Here is a 21,263-nt window from a genome sequence, read left to right as displayed (position 1 = left end):
CTTCCGATCTTCCGTCTGACCGAACTCGTCACCCCTCTCAAACCTCTTGAGGCCATGGCCCAGGGGCGCATGTTCGTTGCGTCCGATGTGGGGGGGCACAAGGAGCTCGTGCGTCACGGGGAGACCGGTTTCCTGTTCCGGGCCGGTGACGAGCAGGCTCTGGCCGCTGCCATTGGCGAAGTGCTCGACAAGCGCGAGCTGTGGCCGCAGATCCGAACCCAGGCGCGCTATTTCGTAGAGGTTGAACGGACCTGGAAGGGTAGCGTCGAGCGCTATCAGGATGTCTACGGTCGTGCCCTGGCTGCTTACGGCAGTACGCTGTCCCGCTGAAGGTGCTGGTCATCACCGGGCGGCCATGATTCTGCCGCCAGCTCCCGCCGCGCCATTCGTGTGGCCTCCGGAGAAGTCATATTCCGCATGAACATACTATTCATCTGCCATCGTTTTCCCTACCCGCCGGTCGGCGGGGCCAAGGTCCGTGCCTTTCACATGATCCGCCACCTGTCGGAGCAGGGGCATAAGGTGACCGTGTGTTCCCTGGCGCGCTCCCAGGAAGAAGTGGAGGAGGGCAGGGGGATTGCGCCTTTCTGCGCCGGTTTCGAAATGGCCACCGTGAAGGCGCCGGTCCAGGTACTCCGGATGGTGGCCAGTTTGCCCACGACGGGTTCGGCATCGGAGGCCTACTTCTATTCTCCTGAACTGCAGCGGCGTATCAACGGCTTGCTGAAGGATCGCCAGTGGGATCTGATCATCGTGCATTGCTCGTCGGTGGCCCGCTACGTGGAAGATGTGACTCACATCCCCAAGCTGCTCGATTACTGCGACATGGACTCCCAGAAATGGCTGGAGTACGTGCGCTACAAGCGTTTTCCGGTGTCGGCGGGCTATTGGCTGGAAGGGCAGAAGATCCTGTCTGCAGAGAAGCGCATCGCCCGCAAGTTCGATCTGGGGGCGGTGGCCACGGTTGCCGAGCAGCAGACCCTCGACAGTTTCGGCACCGGGGTGCTTTCCGACTGGTTTCCGAACGGCGTGGATACGGAGTTCTTCTCACCTTCGGCGGAGCCCTACGAGGAAAGTACCATCAGCTTCATCGGCCGTATGGATTACTACCCGAACGAAGAGTGCATGACCACCTTCTGTCAGGACACCTTGCCCCTTCTCAGGGCCGCCAGGCCGGATATCCGTCTGATCATCGTCGGGGCCGAACCCTCGCCCGGTGTGCGCAAGCTGGCGGAGCTGCCGGGGGTGACGGTGACTGGTTCCGTGCCGGATGTGCGCCCCTACGTGTGGCGCTCGGCGCTGACCATCGCCCCGCTCAATATCGCCCGGGGTACCCAGAACAAGATCCTTGAGGCCATGGCGATGGGGGTGCCTGTCGTCACCAGCTCCATCGCGGCCGGTGGCGTGGATGCCCAGAGCGAGGCGCATTTTCTGGTGGCCGACACCCCTGCCGACTATGCTCGCGCCATCATGCGCATTCTCTCCAACCCAGCCGAACGACAGCGTCTGAGCCTTGCCGGGCGCGACAGGATGCTCACCCATCATACCTGGCTGCGGGCCATGGGGCGTCTTGATGGTGTCATTGAGCGATGCATCACACGCTTTGGCAAGCGGCGGGGCTAAACTCGCGGGCGGTCGATGCAGCGGGTGCCCCGAGGTGCGCCGTGACCGGCCTTTGTTGCACTCAATGAAAGACCGTAATGGATGGTGATCAGTATTCGGGCTTGCGCCTGACGGTAGTCGGCCCGCTCCCTCCGCCTTCCGGGGGGATGGCTAACCAGTGCAAGCAACTGCTTGGATTGCTAGAAGGAGAAGGCGCGCAGGTTGAACTGGTGCGCACCAATGCCCCTTACCGTCCGGCCTTTGTCGGCAGGGTGCCCGTGCTGCGGGCCTTTGCCCGTCTTGTGCCGTATCTCTTTGCGCTCTGGCGGGCCAGTGGTCGCAGTGACGTGATCCATGTGCTGGCCAATTCGGGCTGGTCCTGGCATCTCTTTTCGGCGCCAGCGATCTGGATTGCGCGTCTCCGTGGCACGCCGGTGATCGTCAATTACCGGGGGGGTGAGGCCGAGCCCTTTTTTGCGGCCGCGCCGCGCTTTGTTCATCGCACCCTGGGCAGTGCCAGCGGGCTGGTGGTGCCGTCGGCCTTTCTCGAAGGCGTGTTCCGGCGTTTCGGGTTTGATTCCCGGATCGTGCCCAACATCATCAACCTGCAGCGTTTTGCCGTGCCACGTACGGCTGGAAAGGCGAATGTGCCCCATGTGGTGGTGACCCGCAACCTGGAGCCCATCTACGATATCCCCACCGTCCTTTCCGCCTTCGCGCTGGTGCTGAAGCGGGTTCCGGCGGCGACCCTGACAGTCGCTGGCAGTGGTCCGGAACGCCAGAACCTGGAGAACATGGCCAAGGCGTTGGGGATTGCCGGTGCCGTGACCTTCGCGGGTCGCATCGACAATGAAAAGATACCGGCCCTCTACGCCTCGGCCGACCTGATGCTCAATCCGAGTACCGTCGACAACATGCCGATCTCCATTCTCGAAGCCTTTGCCAGTGGGGTGCCGGTGGTGTCCACCGATGTGGGCGGGGTGCCATTCATTGCCGAGCACGGGCGCACCGCATTGCTCATTCCGGCGCGGGCGCCCGAGCGCATGGCCGAGGCGATGATCGAACTGCTGCTCGACCAAGGCAAGGCGCAGCGGCTGTCCGCCGCCGCCAGTGAGGAAGTCAAACAGTACGCATGGCCCGTGATCCGCGAGAAATGGCTCTCGGCTTACCGTGCGGCCATGCTTGCCAAGGATTAGTCAAAATGGGCCTGTATACGCGACTGTGCTCGGGGGTGATTTTTCCGCTCCACGAGAAACTGAAATCCCATAACTCGGTTGAGCGTCTCCACGATCTGGAGAAGAGCCAGTACCTGCCGCGGGAGGAGATTCTGGCCCTGCAAGCCGAGCGCCTGCGCAGCTTCCTGATCGACATCGGAACCCACGTACCGTATTTCCGGGACTTGTTCCGTCAGTTGAGCTTTGATCCGCGCCAGTGCCGTGGCGTGGAGGACCTGCAGCGCCTGCCCTTCATGACCAAGCCGGTGATCCGCGAGCAGGTCGATGCGCTGCGCGCCGACAACGCGGTGGCGCTGATGCGTTACAACACCGGTGGTTCGAGTGGCGAGCCCCTGATCTTCTACATCGGCAAGGAGCGCAAGAGCCACGACATTGCCGCCAAGTGGCGGGCCACCCGCTGGTGGGATGTGGACATCGGCGATCCGGAAGTGGTGCTGTGGGGGTCACCCATCGAACTGGGCGCCCAGGATCGGGTCAAGGCGGTGCGGGATCGCCTGCTGCGTACCTGGCTGTTGCCGGCCTTCGAGATGTCCGACGACAAGGTGCGCGAGATGCTGGCGACGATCCGTTCCCTTCGGCCGCGTATGTTGTTTGGCTATCCGTCGGCCTTTGCACACATTGCAGAAAAGGCGCGGGCGTGGGGCATTCCCATGAACGATCTGGGGATCAAAGTGGCTTTCGTGACTTCCGAGATGCTCTACGAGCACCAGAAGAAATCCATCTCCGAGATCTTCGGCTGCCCGGTGGCCAACGGCTATGGCTCCCGTGACGCGGGTTTCATCGCCCACCAGTGTCCCCACGGCAGTCTCCATCTCTCGGCAGAAGACATCATTGTCGAGACGGTCGATCCCGAAGGGCGGCCGGTTGCCCCCGGGGAAGCCGGTGAGATCGTGGTGACCCACACGGCGACGCGGGGCTTCCCCTTCGTGCGCTACCGTACTGGCGATGTCGGGGTGCTGGGCACTCAGGAGTGCAGCTGCGGGGTGAAGCTGCCTGTACTGAGTGAAGTCCAGGGGCGTACCACCGATTTCGTGGTGGCGGCCGACGGCACCGTCATCCACGCCCTTGCCCTGATCTATACCGTCCGCGACCTGCCGGGGGTGCAGCGCTTCAAGATCATCCAGCACAGCCTCGACCGCACGGAGGTCATGGTGGTCGTGGATTCCCGCTTCGGTGATGGCGAGCGCCTGCGCATCCGTCGTGATTTTGCCGCCAGATTGGGTGAGACAGTACAGGTTGAAATTAACGAAGTGCCTGAAATCCCACGTGAAAAGTCAGGCAAGAATCGGTATGTTGTAAGCCACGTCAAGCGTTGATCTCCTGTTGATGTCAGTTTTGGGGCGGCAGGACGCTATTTGCCCGGCTTCCTCTGGTCCCCGGGCCTGACGCCGCCGCCCGCCGATTGATCGGTCTGCTCAGGGCGGCTTACTTTTCGTGTCAATCAGCCAGCGGTTCCGCCGCGTGCTCAGAGGATTGGATGGTTTCAATGAAAAAGGGATGGTCACTCGCTTTGGAGGGAATGGGCTCCCTGCTGGGAGGCAACAGCAAGCGGCTGACGGTGCTGATCTTCCATCGTGTGCTCCCCGACGTGGACCCCTTGTCCCCCGACGAGATGCATGCCGCCCGCTTTGACGCGCTGGTCGGCACGCTAGTGCAGTTCTTCAACGTGCTGCCCATGGATGAGGCCCTGTCCCGCCTGAAGGCCGGCACCCTGCCGACGCGTTCGGTGGCCATCACCTTCGACGACGGCTACGCGGACAACTACACCATTGCCTGCCCCATCCTGGTCAAGCACGGCGTCAAGGCAACGTTCTTTGTCGCGAGCGGATTCCTTGATGGGGGAATCATGTGGAACGATGTGGCGCGGGAGGCGCTTCGGGGTTTTCAGGGTGACCGCCTCGATCTGGGCTGGCTTCAGCTGGGCGTCTGTTCCGTAGCGACGGAAGGAGAGCGGCACCGGCTGACCGAACGTATCCTGCCCAAGCTCAAATACCTCACTCCGGACGGGCGTCAGCAAGCTCTTGAGCGATTCGTGGCTGAAACCCGGGCGGTGCTCCCCGAGAATCTGATGATGACGACGGCTCAACTGCAGCAACTGCAGGCTGCAGGGATGGAAATCGGCGGACACACTATGGATCACCCGATTCTTGCCGTGCTGTCCGAGGGCGAGGCCCGGCAGCAGATCGCTGACAACCGGGATCACCTGACCCGCCTGCTCGGCCGGGCGCCGCGCTATTTCGCCTATCCCAACGGACGTCCTGACCAGGACTATCAGGCCGTTCATGCACGCATCGCCAGAGAGCTTGGCTATGAGGCGGCATTCACGACCTCCTATGGCTCCGCCGGACCGGAGTCGGGCATGTTCGAGTTGCCGCGCTTCACGCCTTGGGACAGGGACGCCCTGCGCTTTTCCCTGCGCCTCGGGCACAATTTTTTCAGGGGCCACTCCCGGCGCCTGCTTGCAGATGAGGCCTTGGTGTGAGTTCTGCTTTGCTCTTAGTGTTCTTGAGGCTTTTCCTGTCAGGGGCGATCACCGTCGGGAGCGTGCATGCGTGATCTGCTGATGGTCCTGTTTGTGCTGTGGGTGCTGCCCAAAGCAGTCCGCCATACCTATGTGGCCGTCAATCTGTGGACCTGGATCAGCATCATGAATCCCCACAGGCTGACCTACGGGTTCGCGCTGGACTTTCCTTTTGCAGCCATTGCGGCAGTGGCCGCGCTCGTTTCTCTACTGGTTACGAAAGATCAGCTCAAGCTGCCGACTGAGAAGCCTGTGATCTTCTTGATCCTCTTCCTGATCTGGATGTGCATTACCACCGCGGCGGCCTACTATCCTGCAGAGTCGTTCATTCAACTCAAGAAGGTGCTGAAGATCCAGTTGATGACCCTGATTGCGCTGGCGGCCATCAAGGAGAAGAAACATATCGACTGGTTCGTCTGGGTCAGTGTCCTCTCGATCGGTTTTTATGGTCTAAAGGGTGGGTTCTTCACCATATCGACCGGCGGCAATGCGCGTGTCTGGGGGCCGCCGGGCGGTTTTATCGAGGGGAACAACGAGATCGCGGTGGCACTCATCATGACGATTCCTCTGATGAATTATCTGCGGATCATGGCTGAGAACGTTTGGGTGAAGCGTGGGCTGGTCATCATGATGCTGCTGTCTGCAGCGGCGGCACTGGGGACCCAGTCCCGGGGAGCATTGCTGGCGCTGGCAGCAATGGGCGCCGTGATGTGGATGCGTTCCGAGCGGAAGCTCGCCATGGGAATCGTTGTCGGCTTTGTTGCAGTTTGCTTGGTTGCTTTCATGCCTTCCGCGTGGGAAGAGCGGATGAGCACCATCGCCGAGTACGAGCAGGACGGTTCTGCCATGGGCCGCATCAACGCGTGGTGGCTGGCCTTCAATATTGCTAACAGCCGTATCACAGGGGGCGGCTATGAGGCCTACAGTGCCGAACTGTTTGCGGCCTTTGCGCCCAATCCGCTGGATATTCACGTCGCGCACAGTATTTATTTCTCGGTGCTCGGTGAGCATGGATATATCGGGCTTATCCTGTTCCTTTTGCTCTGGTTGAGTACGCTGGGTGTTGCCCGGCGCCTGCGTTCGGAAACGCGTAATGTCGATGAGCTCAAGTGGCTGTTCAATCTGGCGGGCATGTGTCAGGTTTCGCTTGTAGGTTATGCGGTCGGGGGCGCATTCCTCAGTCTTGCTTACTTCGATCTGCCTTTTAACATCATGGTCATGCTGGTGGCGGGTTACGGGTGTCTGGTGACTCACCGGCAGCGGGCGGGGAAGGAGGCTGATCTTGCCACTGACAAGACACGTCTTCCTGCCTCTCTGCCGCGCGCGGATATCTCGTCGTCTGGATAAGGGCCTTCAGCGGATGCAGGGCCGGCGTTGTTGCGAAGAAGTCTTGACGGGCTGAAGCTGCTCGTTGCCGGAACCAGGAACAATTCAATATGAAGATGCGTACATTGTGCTTTTCCATCTTGGCCGGTTGTGCACTGGCCGGGCCAGTCTCGGCTCAGCTTGGCCTGCCGCCTGAATGCGGAACGCTCAAGAATGCTTATGGTCCCTACGATTACCGTACGGCGCGGGGGACAGAGCAGCTGCAGGTTGTAGAGGCCTTCCACTTCGACTCCAACGTGGAAAACCTGAGAAAGGGCTTGTCGGGGACCCTTGGAGGTGATTTGGGTTATACGCTCAGAGCGTTTCCCAACCATCACAGGGCGCTCATGTCCATGCTCAGGTTGGGATACCAGCTGAAAGTCCCCAAGGTGCCGGGGGCTCCATTTTCGGTGGTCTGTTCGCTGATGCGCGCAGAGGCCTTTCAGCCCGAGGATGTCATGGTCAAGGTAATTTATGGCCACCATCTCCTCAAACAGGGGCAACGCGCTGCTGCACTGGAAAAGCTCAATGTGGCCGATGCCAGCGACGCCAAGGATGCCAATGTGGCGTACAACCTTGCCCTTGCGTATTTTGATGCGGGTGACTTTGGCAAATCCCTGGAGAATGCTCACGAGGCCTACCGCTTGGGTTTCCCCTTGCCTGGCTTGCGCGACAAGTTGAAGCGGGCAGGCAAGTGGAAGGACGCGCCCGCCGTTGTCGAGTCCGCCAAACAGGGTGGCGAGGCTCCTGTCCCGGCGGAAGAGGCTGCAGGCTCGACAGCGCCTGAAGCCGCTAGCAAGGCCAACTGAGGGGTGGAAGGGGGCCGCCTGTACAATCTGATGGTTTTGGATTAGCATTGTAGACAGGTACTTATGCACCAAACGGCGACGAAAGTCGCCGTTTCGCCTTTCTGGCGCTTGGACTGCGCGGGCGTCAAGGTCAGGGCGAATCAACGAAACAAGGTTCTCCATGTCTCATCTGATGAACACCTATGGGCGGCTTCCTGTGGCCTTCAGCCACGGCGAAGGCTCTTGGCTGTTTGATCTTGCGGGCAAGCGCTATCTCGACGCGCTTTCTGGTATTGCCGTAACTACGCTCGGGCACAACCATCCCCGGCTTGTGAAGGCTGTCGCCGAGCAGGCTGCCCGCGTCATCCATACCTCTAATCTCTACGGCATTCCCTTGCAGGAGTCCTTGTCGGATCGGCTTGCTGGTCTGTCGGACATGGATGAAGTCTTCTTCTGCAATTCCGGTGCAGAAGCCAATGAGGCGGCGATCAAGTTAGCCCGCCTGTACGGGCATGGTCGTGGCATTGCTGAACCTGCCATCGTGGTCATGGAGCAGTCTTTCCATGGACGTACCCTGGCGACCTTGTCGGCTACGGGGAACAAGAAGGTTCAAGTGGGTTTCGAGCCCCTCGTCGGCGGCTTTCTGCGTGTCCCTTTTGATGATTTGGGCGCCCTTGAGGCTGCGGTGGCTGGGCGTAGCGACATCGTCGCCATCCTGGTCGAGCCCGTGCAGGGAGAGGGCGGCATCCGGGTAGCCCATCAGGCTTATCTACAGGCTTTGCGCGCCCTGTGCGACCAGCGGCAGTGGTTGCTGATGTTCGACGAAGTGCAATGTGGCATCGGGCGTACCGGAAAATGGTTCGGGCATCAGAACGCGGGTGTTAAGCCTGATGTGATGACCCTGGCCAAGGGGTTGGGCTCCGGTGTGCCCATCGGTGCATGTCTGGCTGCCGGGCGTGCCACGGGCACCTTCAAGCCGGGCAACCACGGCTCCACCTTCGGTGGCAATCCGCTGGCCTGTGCCGCGGCGCTGACCACCCTGGCGGTTGTCGAGGACGACGGTTTGCTGTCCAACGCACTTGTCGTTGGTGATCTCATTCGCAGTACCCTTGTCAGGGCGCTGGAGGGTATCAGCGGCATTGTCGATATCCGTGGAGCCGGCCTGATGATTGGTGTCGAGCTTGACCGCCCTTGCGGGGTCCTCGTCGCCCAGGCTCTGGAAGCCGGACTCCTGATCAATGTGACCGCGGACAGAGTTGTCCGCCTTCTGCCTCCGCTGAATTTCAGTACTGCAGATGCTGCGACGCTGGTAGAGAGGCTGGTGGCGCTGATCAGGGAATTTCTTGCAGCACAATAACCAAGAACGAGTGCCATGAACGCACCGAGACACTACTTACAGTTCAAAGACTTCTCTCGCGCAGAGTACGACTATCTTTTCTCCCGCACACGCTGGATAAAAGACAGGTTCAAGCGCTACGAACCCCATCACCCTCTGTTTGATCGATCGTTGGTGATGATCTTCGAGAAGGCCAGCACACGCACGCGCCTGTCTTTTGAGGCAGGCATGCAGCAGCTTGGGGGTTCGGCCATTTATCTCAACACCCGTGATTCCCAGTTGGGGCGTGGCGAGCCGGTAGAAGATGCGGCCCAGGTGATCTCGCGCATGAGCGACATCGTCATGATCCGCACTTTCGAGCAATCGATCATCGAACGCTTTGCCGAGTATTCCCGAGTGCCGGTGGTCAATGGCCTGACCAACGAGTACCACCCTTGCCAGATCCTTGCCGACATCTTCACCTTCATCGAGCACCGCGGGCCCATCCAGGGCAAGACGGTGGCGTGGGTCGGGGATTCAAACAACGTTTGCAATACCTGGTTGCAGGCTGCCGAGGTGCTTGATTTCCAGGTGCGCGTCTCGACGCCGCCAGGCTACGAGGTCGAGCCGGAGCGGGCCGGCTTGTATGGCACCGGCAATTTCGTGCAGCTCGACGATCCGATGGAGGCCTGCCGTGGTGCCGATCTGGTTACCACGGACGTATGGACCAGCATGGGCTTCGAGGCCGAAAACGAAGAGCGGATGCGTGACTTCGCTGATTGGCAGGTGGATGCGGACATGATGAAGGTGGCCAATCCGGGCGCCGTTTTCATGCACTGCCTGCCTGCTCATCGGGGCGAAGAGGTTTCGGCCGAAGTCATCGACGGCCCCCAGTCGGTTGTCTGGGACGAGGCGGAGAATCGCCTGCATGTACAGAAGGCGCTGATGGAGTTTCTTCTCATCGGCAAGATTGACGGTGACTGCGCCTGACGCAGTCTATTGATTTCAGAAACAATTTACTCATTTTCGGAAAGCGGGATATGAGCGACGTAAAGAAGGCGGTGCTTGCCTATTCGGGCGGGCTGGACACCTCGGTGATCCTCAAGTGGTTGCAGGACACCTATCAGTGTGAAGTGGTTACCTTCACGGCTGATCTGGGGCAGGGAGAGGAGCTTGAGCCGGCCCGTGCCAAGGCGCTGCAGTTTGGCATCAAGCCCGAGAACATCTTCATTGACGACCTGCGTGAAGAGTTTGTCCGTGACTTCGTTTTCCCGATGTTTCGCTGCAACACGGTGTACGAAGGTGAGTACCTGCTCGGTACTTCCATCGCCCGCCCCTTGATCGCCAAGCGCCAGATTGAGATTGCCCGCCAGACCGGGGCCGATGCCGTGTCCCACGGTGCAACCGGCAAGGGTAATGATCAGGTCCGCTTCGAGCTCGGCTACTATGCGCTGATGCCGGGAGTGAAGGTCATTGCTCCGTGGCGCGAGTGGGATCTGCTGTCCCGCGAGAAGCTGCTGGCCTATGCCGAAAAGAACGGTATTCCCATCGAGATGAAGCACAAGCAGGGTGGCTCCCCGTATTCCATGGATGCCAACCTGCTGCATATCTCCTTCGAAGGCCGTCATCTGGAAGATCCGGCTGCCGAGGCTGAAGAGTCGATGTGGCGCTGGACTGTGTCCCCGGAGGCGGCTCCCGACGCAGCCGAGTACGTCGATCTGGAGTTCGAGAAGGGTGACCTGGTTTCGATCAACGGTACCCGTATGAAGCCGCACGAGCTGCTGGCCAAGCTGAACGAGCTGGGTGGCAAGCACGGTATCGGGCGTCTCGACCTGGTGGAGAACCGTTATGTGGGTATGAAGTCCCGCGGCTGTTACGAAACTCCGGGTGGCTCCATCCTGTTGCGTGCCCACCGTGCCATCGAGTCCATTACTCTGGATCGTGAGGTTGCCCACCTCAAGGACGACCTTATGCCTCGTTACGCCAGCATGATCTACACTGGCTACTGGTGGTCTCCCGAGCGTCTGGCCCTGCAGGCGCTGATCGATCAGACTCAGCAGACCGTGAATGGCTGGGTGCGTGTCAAGCTGTACAAGGGTAACGTCATCGTCGTGGCTCGGGACTCGAAGACCGATTCCCTGTTTGACCCGACCATCGCCACCTTCGAGGACGATCAGGGGGCCTACAACCAGAAGGATGCCCACGGTTTCATCCGCCTCAACGCCTTGCGCATGCGGATTGCGGCAAACGCCCGCAGCAAGCGGGGCTGATCGACTGGCATGGACCCCACTGCGCCCCTGTTTTTCGGACTGACCGTCGCAGAGTTCGAGGAGATTTCTCTCCAGGTTTGCGTCGGCGGTTTGATCGCCTATATGGTCTTCATCATCGGACATCTCGCCTGGGAATCGAAGGCAGGCAAGTATGGTGCGATCTGGATGTTCGTGGGGCTCGGTGTGGGCTTCGTCGGCTTCATGGCGAAGGGCATCATCCAGCGTTTGCTGGGTATCGAATAAATTTAGGAAGCTATCTGAACATGACTCAGGAAATTCAATTTGACGGCGTGTCCGTCGTCAAGAAGGCCAATGTTTATTTTGACGGCAAGTGCGTCAGCCATGCCGTGATTCTCGCCGATGGCGTACGCAAGTCCGTGGGTGTCATTCTTCCGTCCACCCTCACCTTCAACACTGGTGTGCCCGAGATCATGGAAGGTGTGGCCGGCAGCTGCCGCGTTCGTCTGAAGGGTGAATCCGAGTGGAAGACCTACTCCGCTGGCGAGTCCTTCAACGTGCCGGGCGATTCGAGTTTCGATATCGAAGTGACTGGCGAGGCCTATCACTACGTCTGCCACTTCGCCTGATCGGGAGCCTGCCATGCCGTCATTCGACATTACCTCCGAAGTCGATATGGTTGCATTGCGCAACGCTGTTGAAGGGGCCAATCGCAAGATCACCGGGCGTTACGACTTCAAGGGGAGCGATGCCCGGGTCGAGCAGGCGGAGAAGTTGCTGACGCTGCATGCCGACAGTGATTTCCAGTTGGAGCAGATGCTGGCGATTCTGTTGCCCGAAATGACCGCCAAGAAGATTGATGTACGTTGCCTCAAGCACGGAGACGTGCAAAAGGTGAGCGGCAACAAGGTGAAGCAGGAGCTCACCGTCAGGGTGGGGATCGAACAGGAGCAGTCCAAGAAGATCGTCAAGCTCATCAAGGACAGCAAGCTCAAGGTTCAGGCCTCCATTCAGGGGGAGGCTGTCCGGGTTTCCGGTGCCAAGCGTGATCTTCTCCAGGAATGTATCGCTCTTGTGCGTAAGGACATTACCGATTTTCCGCTGCAGTACGGCAACTTCAGGGACTGAAAAGATGAATATCTCATCGGCGGTGTCGACTTCCCAGGTGCAGACCCAGGATGGTGTTTCCGTTGCGATGCTGCGTAAGACGCTGGATCAGCAGCAGGCGGTGGCTACGCAGATGATTGCATCGTTGCCGCAGCCGGTTGCAGCGCCTGATCCGGCGGCAACAGTGGGCCGCTCGGTCGATACTTACGCCTGAGCAGAATCCACCTGAAGGAGTACAAGAAGGGCCAGCCTTGATGCTGGCCCTTCTTGTATCAAGCCTCCGAAAGGCCCTGGAGCCACTTCGTGTATAGCAATTCGGCGTGCTTGCTCAGGGCTGCGAGACGCCGGTCGATGTCGATCTCCATCGCAGCAGGGGTCTGGACGGTATCGGTGGAGCGGGCCTCCCGGATTTCTTCTGCGCCACTTTCGCACCAGGCTTCTATCATTTCGCGCTTCATTTCCACGTGGCACTGCATGCCGAGATGTTTGCCCAGCACGAAAGCCTGATTGGCGCACCCCACGCTCTCCAGGATCCGTGTGGCGCCGTCGGGAATCGAGAACGTTTCTCCATGCCAGTGGAAGCTCTCGAAGCTCTGAATCTCACCCAGCCATTCACGAGCCACGGGCGAGTCGATGACCTGGACCTTGCCCCAGCCGATCTCCTTGACAGCATTTTTGCTCACTGTTCCACCCAGGGCGCGGCTCATCAGCTGCCCGCCCAAACAGTGGCCGATGACCGGCTTGTCTGCCGCCATTGTTTGGCGGATCAAATCGAGCAGGGGAGGGATCCAGCCCAGCGGATCGTTAACGCTCATCGGCCCACCCATCAGGCACAGCCCGGAGAAATCCTCAGCGGAGTTTGGGACAGGGTCTCCTGCATCAATCCGGATCAGGGTCCAGGGGCGGGAGTGCTGTTCCAGGAATGTGGCAAAATGCCCCGGACCTTCTGTCGGGCTATGGCGAATGACTGCTATCGGTTTCATGTGGGGTTTCCGTTCTTTTCGCTTCTTTCAGTTTATCGGTCTGATCCTGGCTTGTGGAGCCAATCCGGTGCAGGCAACCGAGGTTGCGCTCGCCGGAATCTTCCCTGGCAAGGCCCTGCTCGTCATCAACAATGGTGCCCCTCGTAGTGCCGGGGTCGGGAGCACGACGGCGGAGGGGGTGCGGGTTATTGCGGTTGATGGGCAAGGTGCGACCCTAGAGTTTGATGGTCGGCGTCACCGGCTGGTGGTTGGTGAGCATGCGGTCAGCGTGGCGACGCCCGCGGGGGCAGGGGCTCCTCTACTCGTTATTCAGGGGGATAGCCGTGGCCACTTCAACGTGGCCGGCGCGGTCAACGGTGTTGAAGTACGGTTTCTGGTCGATACAGGCGCAACTTCTGTCGCTCTGGGCCGCTCGGATGCCCTGCGGGCAGGAATCGAGTTTGTCAAAGGTGAGTCGTTAACCATGCAGACGGCCAATGGACTTGTCCGCGGCTGGGTGGTTTCCCTGGATAGGGTGCGAGCGGGTTCCGTCACGCTGCGCAATGTGCCCGGGGTCGTGATCGATGGTGAAATGCCTTACGTGCTGCTTGGTATGAGCTTTCTCAATCGCATGGACATGCGTCGGGAGGGCGGAGCCCTTCATCTGCGGCAACGTTATTGACAGCTGATTACATGGACAGAAGACCGCATTTTCCGGGCGTACGTACAGCGGACTGGTGGCGCCAACAGTTTTCCACGGCGGGAGGGTATGAATCGCCGGCGGAGGATGGAATCCCCCCTGGGCCCTTGCGCCCTGCGGCGGTCCTCGTTCCCATCGTCCTGCGCCAGCCGGAGCCCACCTTGCTGCTGACACGGCGCACTGATCATCTGCATCACCATCCGGGGCAGGTGAGCTTCCCCGGCGGGCGCGTCGAGGAGGGGGATGGTTCTCCGATAGAGACTGCACTAAGGGAAACCGAGGAGGAGATTCGACTGCTTCGTAAGCACATCGAGCTGCTTGGTTGCCTGCCCCGGTATCGCACTGGAACCGGCTTTGATGTGACGCCGGTAGTCGGGCTGGTCACGCCGCCCTTCGAGCTGGTGCCAGACGAGTTCGAGGTCGCGGAGGTCTTCGAGGTGCCCTTGGCCTTCCTGCTGGACGTGAGCAACCACCAGCTGCATCGTGCCGAGGTGCGTGGCCGCCTGCGGGAGTACTACGCCATGCCGTATGGCGACTACTTCATCTGGGGGGCCACCGCCGGGATGATCGTTAGTCTGCAGCGATTCCTGGATCGATGAGCGAACGCCGTTTGTAATGGATTGGTTTGATGGTATCTTGCGTCATCCCCAATAGGAATGAACAATGAGGGTCGTTCAAGACCCCCCGTCGCATGACCCTGTTTTCGCTGATCGTCGCACTCCTTCTGGAGCAACTCCGCCCGCTGCCTGTCGCGCGTTTTGTTCAGGCACCCCTGAAGGTTTTCGCCCGCTTCCTGGAAGATCGTTTCAATGACGGGGAGTCCCGCCATGGTGCTGTAGCCTGGTGGGTGGCAATCCTGGCTACATGTTTCGGCTCGGCTCTGGTCTACTTCGTGCTGTGGCATGTCAGCCCCATTCTTGGCGTGCTCTTTAACGTTCTTGTTCTTTACCTGACGATGGGGTTTCGCCAGGTCAGCCATTTTTTCACGGATATCCAGCTTGCGCTGCGCATGGGTGAGATTCCGCGGGCGCGACAGCTGCTCGGTGAGTGGCGTGGGCGTCGCCACGATGAATCGAGTTCGAGTGAAGTTGCGCGTCTCGCCATCGAGGAGGCCCTTGTGGCCTCCCACCGGAACGTGTTCGGCGTGGCCTTCTGGTTCATCATCCTGCCTGGGCCAAGTGGTGCCATCCTCTATCGGCTGGCACGCTTCCTTGACGAGGAGTGGGGCCGTCAGAGGCGGCTCGATCCGGATTTTGGTGCGTTTGGGGATTTTCCGTCCCGAGCCTTTGCGGTGCTTGACTGGCTTCCTGTGCGTCTGACTGCTGCTGCATTTTCAGTAGTCGGTGACTTCGAGGATGGCGTTTACTGCTGGCGGGCCCAAGCCAACCAATGGAAGGACAAGGCTTCCGGTATACTGCTGGCCAGTGGCGGCGGGGCCTTGGGTGTTCGGCTTGGCATGCCGATCCATGAGTCGGGAGAAGTCGTAGAGCGACCGGAAATGGGTGTCGGTGACGATGCTGATGCCGATTTCATGCAGAGCACTATCGGCTTGATCTGGCGAACCCTGGTGCTGGTGATGTTGCTTCTGGCGCTCTTGGGTATCGCGGGTTGGGTTGGTAATTAATCGTAATAATTCTGAGGAGAGATACAGATGGCTAGTCGCGAAGTAGTCGTATTGAGTGCAGTTCGTTCCGCTATCGGTGCTTTCGGTGGTGCCCTGGCTGATTTCGACGCCAGTGAGCTGGCCGGCATCGTCATGAAGGAGTCGGTCGCCCGCTCCGGAGTGGATCCTCAGCTGATCAACTACATCACCGTCGGCAACTGTATGCCCACCGATTCCCGCTACGCTTATGTGTCCCGCGTTGCGTCGATTCAGGCCGGCCTTCCCATGGAGTCCGTTGCCATGCAGGTGAGCCGTCTGTGCTCGTCCGGCCTGCAGGGTATCGTTACCACGGCCCAGAACATTCTGCTCGGCGATGCAGACTATGGCATCGGTGGCGGCGTCGAAGTCATGTCCAAGGCTAGCTATCTTCTGCCCGCTCTGCGTTCGGGTGCCCGCATGGGTGACACCAAGGCAATCGACAGCATGGTTGCCGTGCTGACCGATCCGTTTGGCGTTGGTCACATGGGCATCACTGCCGAGAACCTGGCCGCCAAGCACGGTATCACCCGTGAAGAGCAGGATGCCTTCGCTGTCGAATCCCAGCGTCGTGCAGCAGCAGCCATCGATGCTGGCCACTTCCAGTCCCAGATCGTTCCCATCGTCAAGCAGACCCGTAAGGGTGACGTGGTGTTTGATACCGACGAGCATCTGAAGCGCGGTACCTCTCTCGAGTCCCTGGCCAAAATGAAGCCGGCCTTCAAGAAGGATGGCACCGTCACTGCTGGCAACGCCTCGGGTATCAACGACGGCGCAGCTTTCTTCGTGCTGGCCGATGGCTCCACTGCAGTGAACGCCGGCTACAAGCCGATGGCGCGCCTCGTGTCCTACGCGATCGCCGGTGTGCCGAACGACATCATGGGTGAAGGTCCGATCCCCGCGTCCCGTCTGGCCCTCAAGAAGGCTGGTCTGACGCTGGATCAGATGGATGTGATCGAGTCCAATGAAGCGTTTGCTGCGCAGGCCCTGACTGTGATGCGCGTGCTTGGCCTGGATCCCGCCAAGACCAACCCGAACGGCGGCGCTATTGCCCTTGGTCACCCGGTCGGCTGTTCCGGTGCCTTTATTGCAACCAAGGCAATCTACGAGCTTCAGCGTACTGGCGGCCGCTATGCGCTGGTGACCATGTGTATCGGCGGTGGTCAGGGTATTGCCACTGTTTTCGAGCGCATCTGATCCTGATTTGTGCCTAATTCAGGGCCTCGCCAGAAATTGCGGGGCCCTGTTTATTTCGACTCTTGGAATTCGGAATAAATGTCTTGCCAAAAGGGTTTGTTTTCCCATAAAATCCATGGCTTTACTGCATTTCTTTCAGGATTACTAAAAGATGGCCAACTCGGCACAAGCCCGTAAGCGCGCCCGGCAAGCTGTTAAGGCTCGCGCCCTCAACATGAGTCTGCGTTCCCGTCTGCGCACTGCTATCAAGGCTGTCCGCAAGGCGGTTGACGGTGGTGACAAGCAAGTCGCTCAGCAAGTTTTCGTGTCGTCCCAGCGTACGATCGACAGCATTGCTGACAAGAAGATCATTCACAAGAACAAGGCTGCTCGCCACAAGAGCCGTCTCTCTGCCGCCATCAAGGGCATGGGAGCAGTGGCCGCCTGATACGCGAGCCCCGGGGCGGTTGTCGTTTCGCCACCCCGTAGCGACAAGAGCCTGAAGGCTGTCGCGATAATGCCGTTCAGCAAATGCTGAGCGGCATTTTTATTTTCAGTTCTGTTGTGCAACTGCTTGTAAACAAGCAAAAACGGAGGCCGAGGCCTCCGATGATTGCATTGCCTTCAGTTTTGTCTGGTGAAGGCTCGGGCTGCCGGTTCGGTCAGCGTGCCGTCAAGCAGCTTCCTGGATCAGTGGGAAGGAAACCGGGCCGCAGGTCGGGTGGATGGAGGAGGGGCAGGCTTGCCCGATTGCTTCATCCAGGCACTGCTTGGCGCATTTTGCACAGCGCCCGCACTCTTCGGTAACACCCAATTGGGTTCGTAGGTCACGGAGGCGCCGTGCGCCTGCATTGACCGCTGACTCGATGTGCTTCTCAGTTACCGCCCGACAGACGCAAACATACATTTGTAATGTTTCCTTCAGACAGCCATCAGTACACGAATGCTGGAGTGCTTCAGCCGCTGCGGACTTGTGCAGATTCGTGATCGGATCATTGTTTCACTTCGTCAGAATCAACTTGCCTGCACGTGTGGCTCTAAGCGCATAAATCATGCCTTCGTGCTCGATGTAAACGCAGGGTCGATTATTGAACAGATCCCGGCTACGGATCGGTGCCTCAAGTTCGCCCAAGACTTGTGAAGACGGGGTGTCCGATCTTGGGAGGGGCAGCGAAGGGGCAGGTCTGTTCACGTGAATACTAAATAGAATGAGAATAATTCGTATTAGACAGACAAGGGGCCGCCAAGTCAACAAGGATGCGGAGAGCGTTCTACGAACTTGCACACAGAGTGGCAATCTTTAGTTTGCTGCACTCAGCCTTTGCGCTGCCGCTCCGGCGCAATCCGCTGGCGGAGTAGAATCGCGACCTTTCTGCCTGACCATCTGCTTACCTATGCCCCTGATTACTCTCGACGACGCCTGCCTCGCATTTGGCCATGTTGCCTTGCTCGACAAGGCGGCTTTTCAGCTCGATGCTGGTGAACGTGTGGCCCTGATCGGGCGCAACGGCAGTGGCAAATCCAGTCTCCTGAAGGCTCTGGCCGGTCAGGCCGCGCTGGATGACGGGCGGCTGTGGCGCCAGCCTGGCGCGCGGATCGCCTATGTTCCGCAGGAGGCGGATTTTCCCCTCGAACGAAGTGTTTTCGAGACCGTGGCCGATGGCCTTGGGGATGTGGCGAGGCTTCTGGTGGATTACCACGCAGCCATGCTGGCCGTGGCTGAGGATGGCAGTGGTGCCGCCCTTGCGCATCTTGAGGAAATCCAGCATCAGGTTGAGGATGCCCAGGCCTGGCGGATGGAGCAGAAGGTGGAGCAGGTGCTGGCGCAGCTTCGCTTGTCTGGGGAGGCTCGGGTAGGGAGCCTTTCGGGGGGGGGTATCAAGCGGGTTGCCTTGGCGCGAGCCCTGGTGGGTGAGCCGGAAATGCTGCTGCTGGATGAGCCGACCAATCATCTGGATATTGATGGCATCCTCTGGCTGGAGGAGCTGATTCGGGATTTTCCCGGTGCGGTGGTGGTGATTACCCACGATCGGGTCTTCCTCGACAACGTGGCCACGCGGATCGTAGAGCTGGATCGTGGTTTGCTGAGCAGTTTTCCCGGGCGCTTCAGTGAGTACCTCGCCCGCAAGGCGGAGCAACTTGACGCGGAGGAGAAGGCCAATGCACGCTTCGACAAGCTTCTGGCCCAGGAGGAGGTGTGGATCCGCAAGGGGGTTGAGGCCCGCAGGACCCGCAATGAAGGACGCGTACGGCGCCTGGAGGCCTTGCGCCGGGAGCGCAGCGCGCGTCGCGAGCGTTTCGGCAACGTCAAGCTGGCTCTCGACAGAGGGGAGGGCAGCGGCCAGATGGTGGCCGAGCTGGAACACGTGGGCAAGACCTTCGGGGAGCGTCAGATCGTGCGGGATTTCTCAACCCGCATCCTGCGTGGTGATCGGATCGGTCTGATCGGGCCCAACGGTGCCGGCAAGACCACGCTGCTGAAGCTCATCCTGGGGGAGCTTGAGGCGGATGAAGGGCGGATCCGCCGGGGAACCCGGCAGACTGTTGCCTACTTCGATCAATTGCGTGCGCAGCTTGATCCGGATGCGCCGCTGACTGAAGTCATTAGCCCGGGGTCGGATTACGTGGAGATTGCGGGCCACCGCACGCACATCATCGGCTACCTTGGGGACTTCCTGTTTTCTCCCCAGCGTGCCCGGTCACCGGTCAAGTCACTGTCTGGAGGGGAGCGGAACCGGCTCCTGCTGGCCCGCCTGTTCGCCCGGCCGGCCAATGTGCTAGTGCTGGATGAGCCGACCAACGATCTTGATATCGAGACCCTTGACCTGCTGGAAGACCTGCTCGCCCAGTACGATGGCACTGTTTTCTTGGTGAGCCATGACCGGGCGTTCCTTGACAACGTGGTTACCCAGGTGATCGCTGCCGAAGGAGGCGGACACTGGAAAGAGTACGTGGGGGGCTACGATGACTGGTTGCGGGTGCGCAGGTCCGCAGTGACTCCAAGTGTACCTGCCGCCCCGAAGGCTCAGGCGCCGGTCAGGAGGGACGCCCCTGTCGCGCCCGCGCCGGCCAAGCTCAGTTGGAAGGAGCAGCGCGAACTTGAGGCTCTGCCTGATCGCATCGCCGGCTTGGAAGCAGAGCAGGCTCTGCTTCAGGCACGGCTGAATGATCCCGCGACGTATCGGGATTGTGCCCAGGAAGTCCCCGGCCTGAATGCACGCCTTCAGGCGCTGGAGTCCGAGGTCGAGGCCGCCATGCTGCGCTGGGAGGAGTTGGAGTCCCGGGGTGGTAAGTAGGTCGGGTCAGGTGGTCGGGGGCAGAGCGCCTTCTGGCCGCCCTCCGGCTTGAAGCAGTGGCTCCATTGCCTCATGGGGCACCGAAAGGCGATGGAGTAAGCTCTCCCGGCCAATGTGGAGCAAGGCCTCGATGGCGGCGAGATCATCGGGGATTGCGGCGTTGTCCCAGCCTTGGGCTGTGTGGCGGGCGAGGCTCGTCGCCAGCTGCACTGTGCGTACACGGGGGTTCTGGATCTGGCGTTCGTCCATCATCGAAATCAGCAGTTCGGGCAGGTGCCATTGGCGTACCAGTGCCAGCTGAAGCTCCCGTGCCGAAAAGTTGAATACGGCCCGTTGTGCGGCTCCGGAACGCAGATTGCGGTCCAGGCGCTGGGTTTCGTACACCTGGAGCGTTAGATCGGGGGCAAAGCTCCAGCAGAGGATGTCGGTGACTTCCGACAAGAGCGCCGCTACGGTGATTTCGTCCACGTCCAAATCGTGCCTCAGGATCGCCCAGTCTCGGGCATAGCGTGCCGCGCGGCGCGCCCGGCCGATTACCTTCAGTACGCCGACCAAGGCCTTGGGATGGGTCGCGATATGGTTCTCAACCGTGGGTAAATCGGCAAACTCCCGCAGGAAGGGTGAAATGCCCATCATCATGATGGCGCGCTCAATGGTCGTGATGTCGTGATTCTGGCGGGCCCGGCGGTTGGCTTCGATATGGATCAGGACCCGCAGGGTCATCATCGGATCGCTGAGCACGAGGGCCGCCACGGTGCGTCCGTTGATGCTCTCCTCCTGCTCCCGCATGGCCTGGAGTTCCTTGACCGTATGTTTCAGGACGGGGATGGGCTCATTGCCGAAGAAGGCCAGGTAGGCATCAAGGGTGTCGAAGGCTTGGTTGATCAGGGCCATGGTCTCATTCCGGCGGGCGATGACTCCATTTACGGCACGGATGCTGCCGGATTGAGGCGCGGGGGCAGTGCCCGGATTCAGGGCCGGCGCCGGCGCTATAATCGACGGACTAACAACAGGAGCGCCTCCCGGGCGCCCATCCAAGAGGAGAAAAGCATGTCCAGCGCCGCATCCCCCTTCAAGGCCTTTGTGATCCGTCAGGATGAGAACCGAAAGGTGCGTTCCGCCATGGAGACGCTTTCCGTGGATGCCCTTGATGCAGGTGAGGTTCTTATCAAGGTGGCATACTCAAGCGTGAATTACAAGGATGCGCTGGCTGCGACGGTGGCTGGAAAGATCATTCGCCGCTTTCCGTGCGTGGGGGGGATCGATCTGTCCGGGACGGTCGTCGAGAGTGCCGATCCGCGCTTCAAGATCGGTGATGCAGTGATCGCC

Annotated in this window: 25 protein-coding genes; 21 read left to right on the top strand and 4 right to left on the bottom strand. The window is 60.0% G+C overall.

Going from position 1 to position 21,263, the window contains the following annotated elements:
- From PHI64_RS20720 to PHI64_RS20655, 14 genes are all read left to right on the top strand, one after another.
- The coding region (locus PHI64_RS20720; protein WP_299887302.1) for a glycosyltransferase at positions 1–330 on the top strand (330 nt) is incomplete at its 5' end.
- Between the two features lie 87 nt (positions 331–417).
- Positions 418–1,623, top strand: coding sequence for a TIGR03087 family PEP-CTERM/XrtA system glycosyltransferase (locus PHI64_RS20715; RefSeq protein WP_299887300.1), 1,206 nt, complete (start codon positions 418–420; stop codon positions 1,621–1,623).
- 77 nt (positions 1,624–1,700) lie between these two features.
- Positions 1,701–2,798, top strand: coding sequence for a glycosyltransferase family 4 protein (locus PHI64_RS20710; protein ID WP_299887297.1), 1,098 nt, complete (start codon positions 1,701–1,703; stop codon positions 2,796–2,798).
- Between the two features lie 5 nt (positions 2,799–2,803).
- On the top strand, positions 2,804–4,153 hold the full coding sequence (locus PHI64_RS20705) for an AMP-binding protein (protein ID WP_299887294.1): 1,350 nt from the start codon (positions 2,804–2,806) through the stop codon (positions 4,151–4,153).
- Positions 4,154–4,356: 203 nt separating this feature from the next.
- Entirely contained in the window at positions 4,357–5,319 is a 963-nt protein-coding gene (locus PHI64_RS20700; RefSeq protein WP_299887291.1) for a polysaccharide deacetylase family protein, read from the top strand.
- A gap of 66 nt (positions 5,320–5,385) precedes the next feature.
- On the top strand, positions 5,386–6,705 hold the full coding sequence (locus tag PHI64_RS20695) for a putative O-glycosylation ligase, exosortase A system-associated (RefSeq protein WP_299887288.1): 1,320 nt from the start codon (positions 5,386–5,388) through the stop codon (positions 6,703–6,705).
- A gap of 89 nt (positions 6,706–6,794) precedes the next feature.
- Entirely contained in the window at positions 6,795–7,532 is a 738-nt protein-coding gene (locus tag PHI64_RS20690; RefSeq protein ID WP_299887285.1) for a hypothetical protein, read from the top strand.
- 160 nt (positions 7,533–7,692) lie between these two features.
- Positions 7,693–8,868 carry an aspartate aminotransferase family protein gene (locus PHI64_RS20685; RefSeq protein WP_299887282.1) on the top strand — a complete coding sequence of 392 codons (1,176 nt, stop codon included), beginning with the start codon at positions 7,693–7,695 and terminating at the stop codon, positions 8,866–8,868.
- Between the two features lie 15 nt (positions 8,869–8,883).
- A complete protein-coding gene (gene argF / locus PHI64_RS20680) occupies positions 8,884–9,816 on the top strand; it encodes an ornithine carbamoyltransferase (RefSeq protein WP_299887279.1) in 933 nt (310 codons plus the stop codon).
- Positions 9,817–9,866: 50 nt separating this feature from the next.
- The gene (locus PHI64_RS20675; RefSeq protein ID WP_299887276.1) at positions 9,867–11,096 is read left to right on the top strand and encodes an argininosuccinate synthase; all 1,230 of its coding nucleotides are present in this window, start codon (positions 9,867–9,869) and stop codon (positions 11,094–11,096) included.
- A 9-nt stretch (positions 11,097–11,105) separates the two neighbouring features.
- Positions 11,106–11,339 carry a DUF2788 domain-containing protein gene (locus PHI64_RS20670; RefSeq protein WP_299887273.1) on the top strand — a complete coding sequence of 78 codons (234 nt, stop codon included), beginning with the start codon at positions 11,106–11,108 and terminating at the stop codon, positions 11,337–11,339.
- 14 nt (positions 11,340–11,353) lie between these two features.
- A complete protein-coding gene (locus PHI64_RS20665; protein ID WP_299887308.1) occupies positions 11,354–11,683 on the top strand; it encodes a pyrimidine/purine nucleoside phosphorylase in 330 nt (109 codons plus the stop codon).
- A 13-nt stretch (positions 11,684–11,696) separates the two neighbouring features.
- Positions 11,697–12,182: a YajQ family cyclic di-GMP-binding protein gene (locus tag PHI64_RS20660; RefSeq protein ID WP_299887271.1), complete on the top strand. Its 486-nt coding sequence runs from the start codon at positions 11,697–11,699 to the stop codon at positions 12,180–12,182.
- A gap of 4 nt (positions 12,183–12,186) precedes the next feature.
- Positions 12,187–12,375, top strand: a complete 189-nt coding sequence (locus PHI64_RS20655) for a YjfB family protein (protein ID WP_299887268.1) — start codon at positions 12,187–12,189, stop codon at positions 12,373–12,375.
- A gap of 58 nt (positions 12,376–12,433) precedes the next feature.
- On the opposite strand, the gene PHI64_RS20650 is transcribed toward PHI64_RS20655, so the two are convergent.
- Positions 12,434–13,144, bottom strand: coding sequence for a type 1 glutamine amidotransferase (locus PHI64_RS20650; protein ID WP_299887265.1), 711 nt, complete (start codon positions 13,142–13,144; stop codon positions 12,434–12,436).
- On the opposite strand from PHI64_RS20650, the gene PHI64_RS20645 reads away from it, so the two are divergent.
- The 5 genes from PHI64_RS20645 to rpsT all read left to right on the top strand — a co-directional run bounded on the left by PHI64_RS20645 (position 13,125) and on the right by rpsT (position 17,086).
- Positions 13,125–13,805 (top strand): TIGR02281 family clan AA aspartic protease, encoded by a 681-nt coding sequence (locus PHI64_RS20645; RefSeq protein WP_299887262.1) that lies wholly within the window; start codon positions 13,125–13,127, stop codon positions 13,803–13,805. The two genes, PHI64_RS20650 and PHI64_RS20645, sit on opposite strands and share 20 nt — an antisense overlap.
- Positions 13,806–13,915: 110 nt before the next feature.
- Positions 13,916–14,422, top strand: coding sequence for a CoA pyrophosphatase (locus tag PHI64_RS20640; RefSeq protein ID WP_299887305.1), 507 nt, complete (start codon positions 13,916–13,918; stop codon positions 14,420–14,422).
- Positions 14,423–14,514: 92 nt separating this feature from the next.
- Positions 14,515–15,447, top strand: a complete 933-nt coding sequence (locus tag PHI64_RS20635; protein WP_299887259.1) for a CobD/CbiB family protein — start codon at positions 14,515–14,517, stop codon at positions 15,445–15,447.
- A 27-nt stretch (positions 15,448–15,474) separates the two neighbouring features.
- Positions 15,475–16,659 (top strand): acetyl-CoA C-acyltransferase family protein, encoded by a 1,185-nt coding sequence (locus PHI64_RS20630; RefSeq protein WP_299887257.1) that lies wholly within the window; start codon positions 15,475–15,477, stop codon positions 16,657–16,659.
- A gap of 151 nt (positions 16,660–16,810) precedes the next feature.
- Positions 16,811–17,086, top strand: a complete 276-nt coding sequence (gene rpsT, locus PHI64_RS20625) for a 30S ribosomal protein S20 (protein ID WP_296402856.1) — start codon at positions 16,811–16,813, stop codon at positions 17,084–17,086.
- A 225-nt stretch (positions 17,087–17,311) separates the two neighbouring features.
- Here the strand turns inward: rpsT and PHI64_RS20620 are convergent, their stop codons facing one another.
- Positions 17,312–17,545: a (2Fe-2S)-binding protein gene (locus PHI64_RS20620; RefSeq protein WP_366945239.1), complete on the bottom strand. Its 234-nt coding sequence runs from the start codon at positions 17,543–17,545 to the stop codon at positions 17,312–17,314.
- 93 nt (positions 17,546–17,638) lie between these two features.
- Positions 17,639–17,830 (bottom strand): hemin uptake protein HemP, encoded by a 192-nt coding sequence (locus PHI64_RS20615; protein ID WP_299887253.1) that lies wholly within the window; start codon positions 17,828–17,830, stop codon positions 17,639–17,641.
- A 202-nt stretch (positions 17,831–18,032) separates the two neighbouring features.
- Between PHI64_RS20615 and PHI64_RS20610 the strand changes: the two genes are divergently transcribed.
- Positions 18,033–19,934: an ATP-binding cassette domain-containing protein gene (locus PHI64_RS20610; RefSeq protein ID WP_299887250.1), complete on the top strand. Its 1,902-nt coding sequence runs from the start codon at positions 18,033–18,035 to the stop codon at positions 19,932–19,934.
- Between the two features lie 6 nt (positions 19,935–19,940).
- On the opposite strand, the gene PHI64_RS20605 is transcribed toward PHI64_RS20610, so the two are convergent.
- Positions 19,941–20,828 carry an HDOD domain-containing protein gene (locus tag PHI64_RS20605; protein ID WP_299887247.1) on the bottom strand — a complete coding sequence of 296 codons (888 nt, stop codon included), beginning with the start codon at positions 20,826–20,828 and terminating at the stop codon, positions 19,941–19,943.
- Positions 20,829–20,984: 156 nt separating this feature from the next.
- On the opposite strand from PHI64_RS20605, the gene PHI64_RS20600 reads away from it, so the two are divergent.
- On the top strand, positions 20,985–21,263 hold a 279-nt coding region (locus tag PHI64_RS20600), incomplete at its 3' end, for an alcohol dehydrogenase catalytic domain-containing protein (protein WP_299887244.1).

The sequence above is a fragment of the Zoogloea sp. genome (assembly GCF_028689785.1).
Lineage (GTDB): Bacteria > Pseudomonadota > Gammaproteobacteria > Burkholderiales > Rhodocyclaceae > Zoogloea.
The sequence above is the reverse complement of the archived record's forward strand: the minus strand, read 5'-3'. Positions and strand labels throughout refer to the sequence as shown.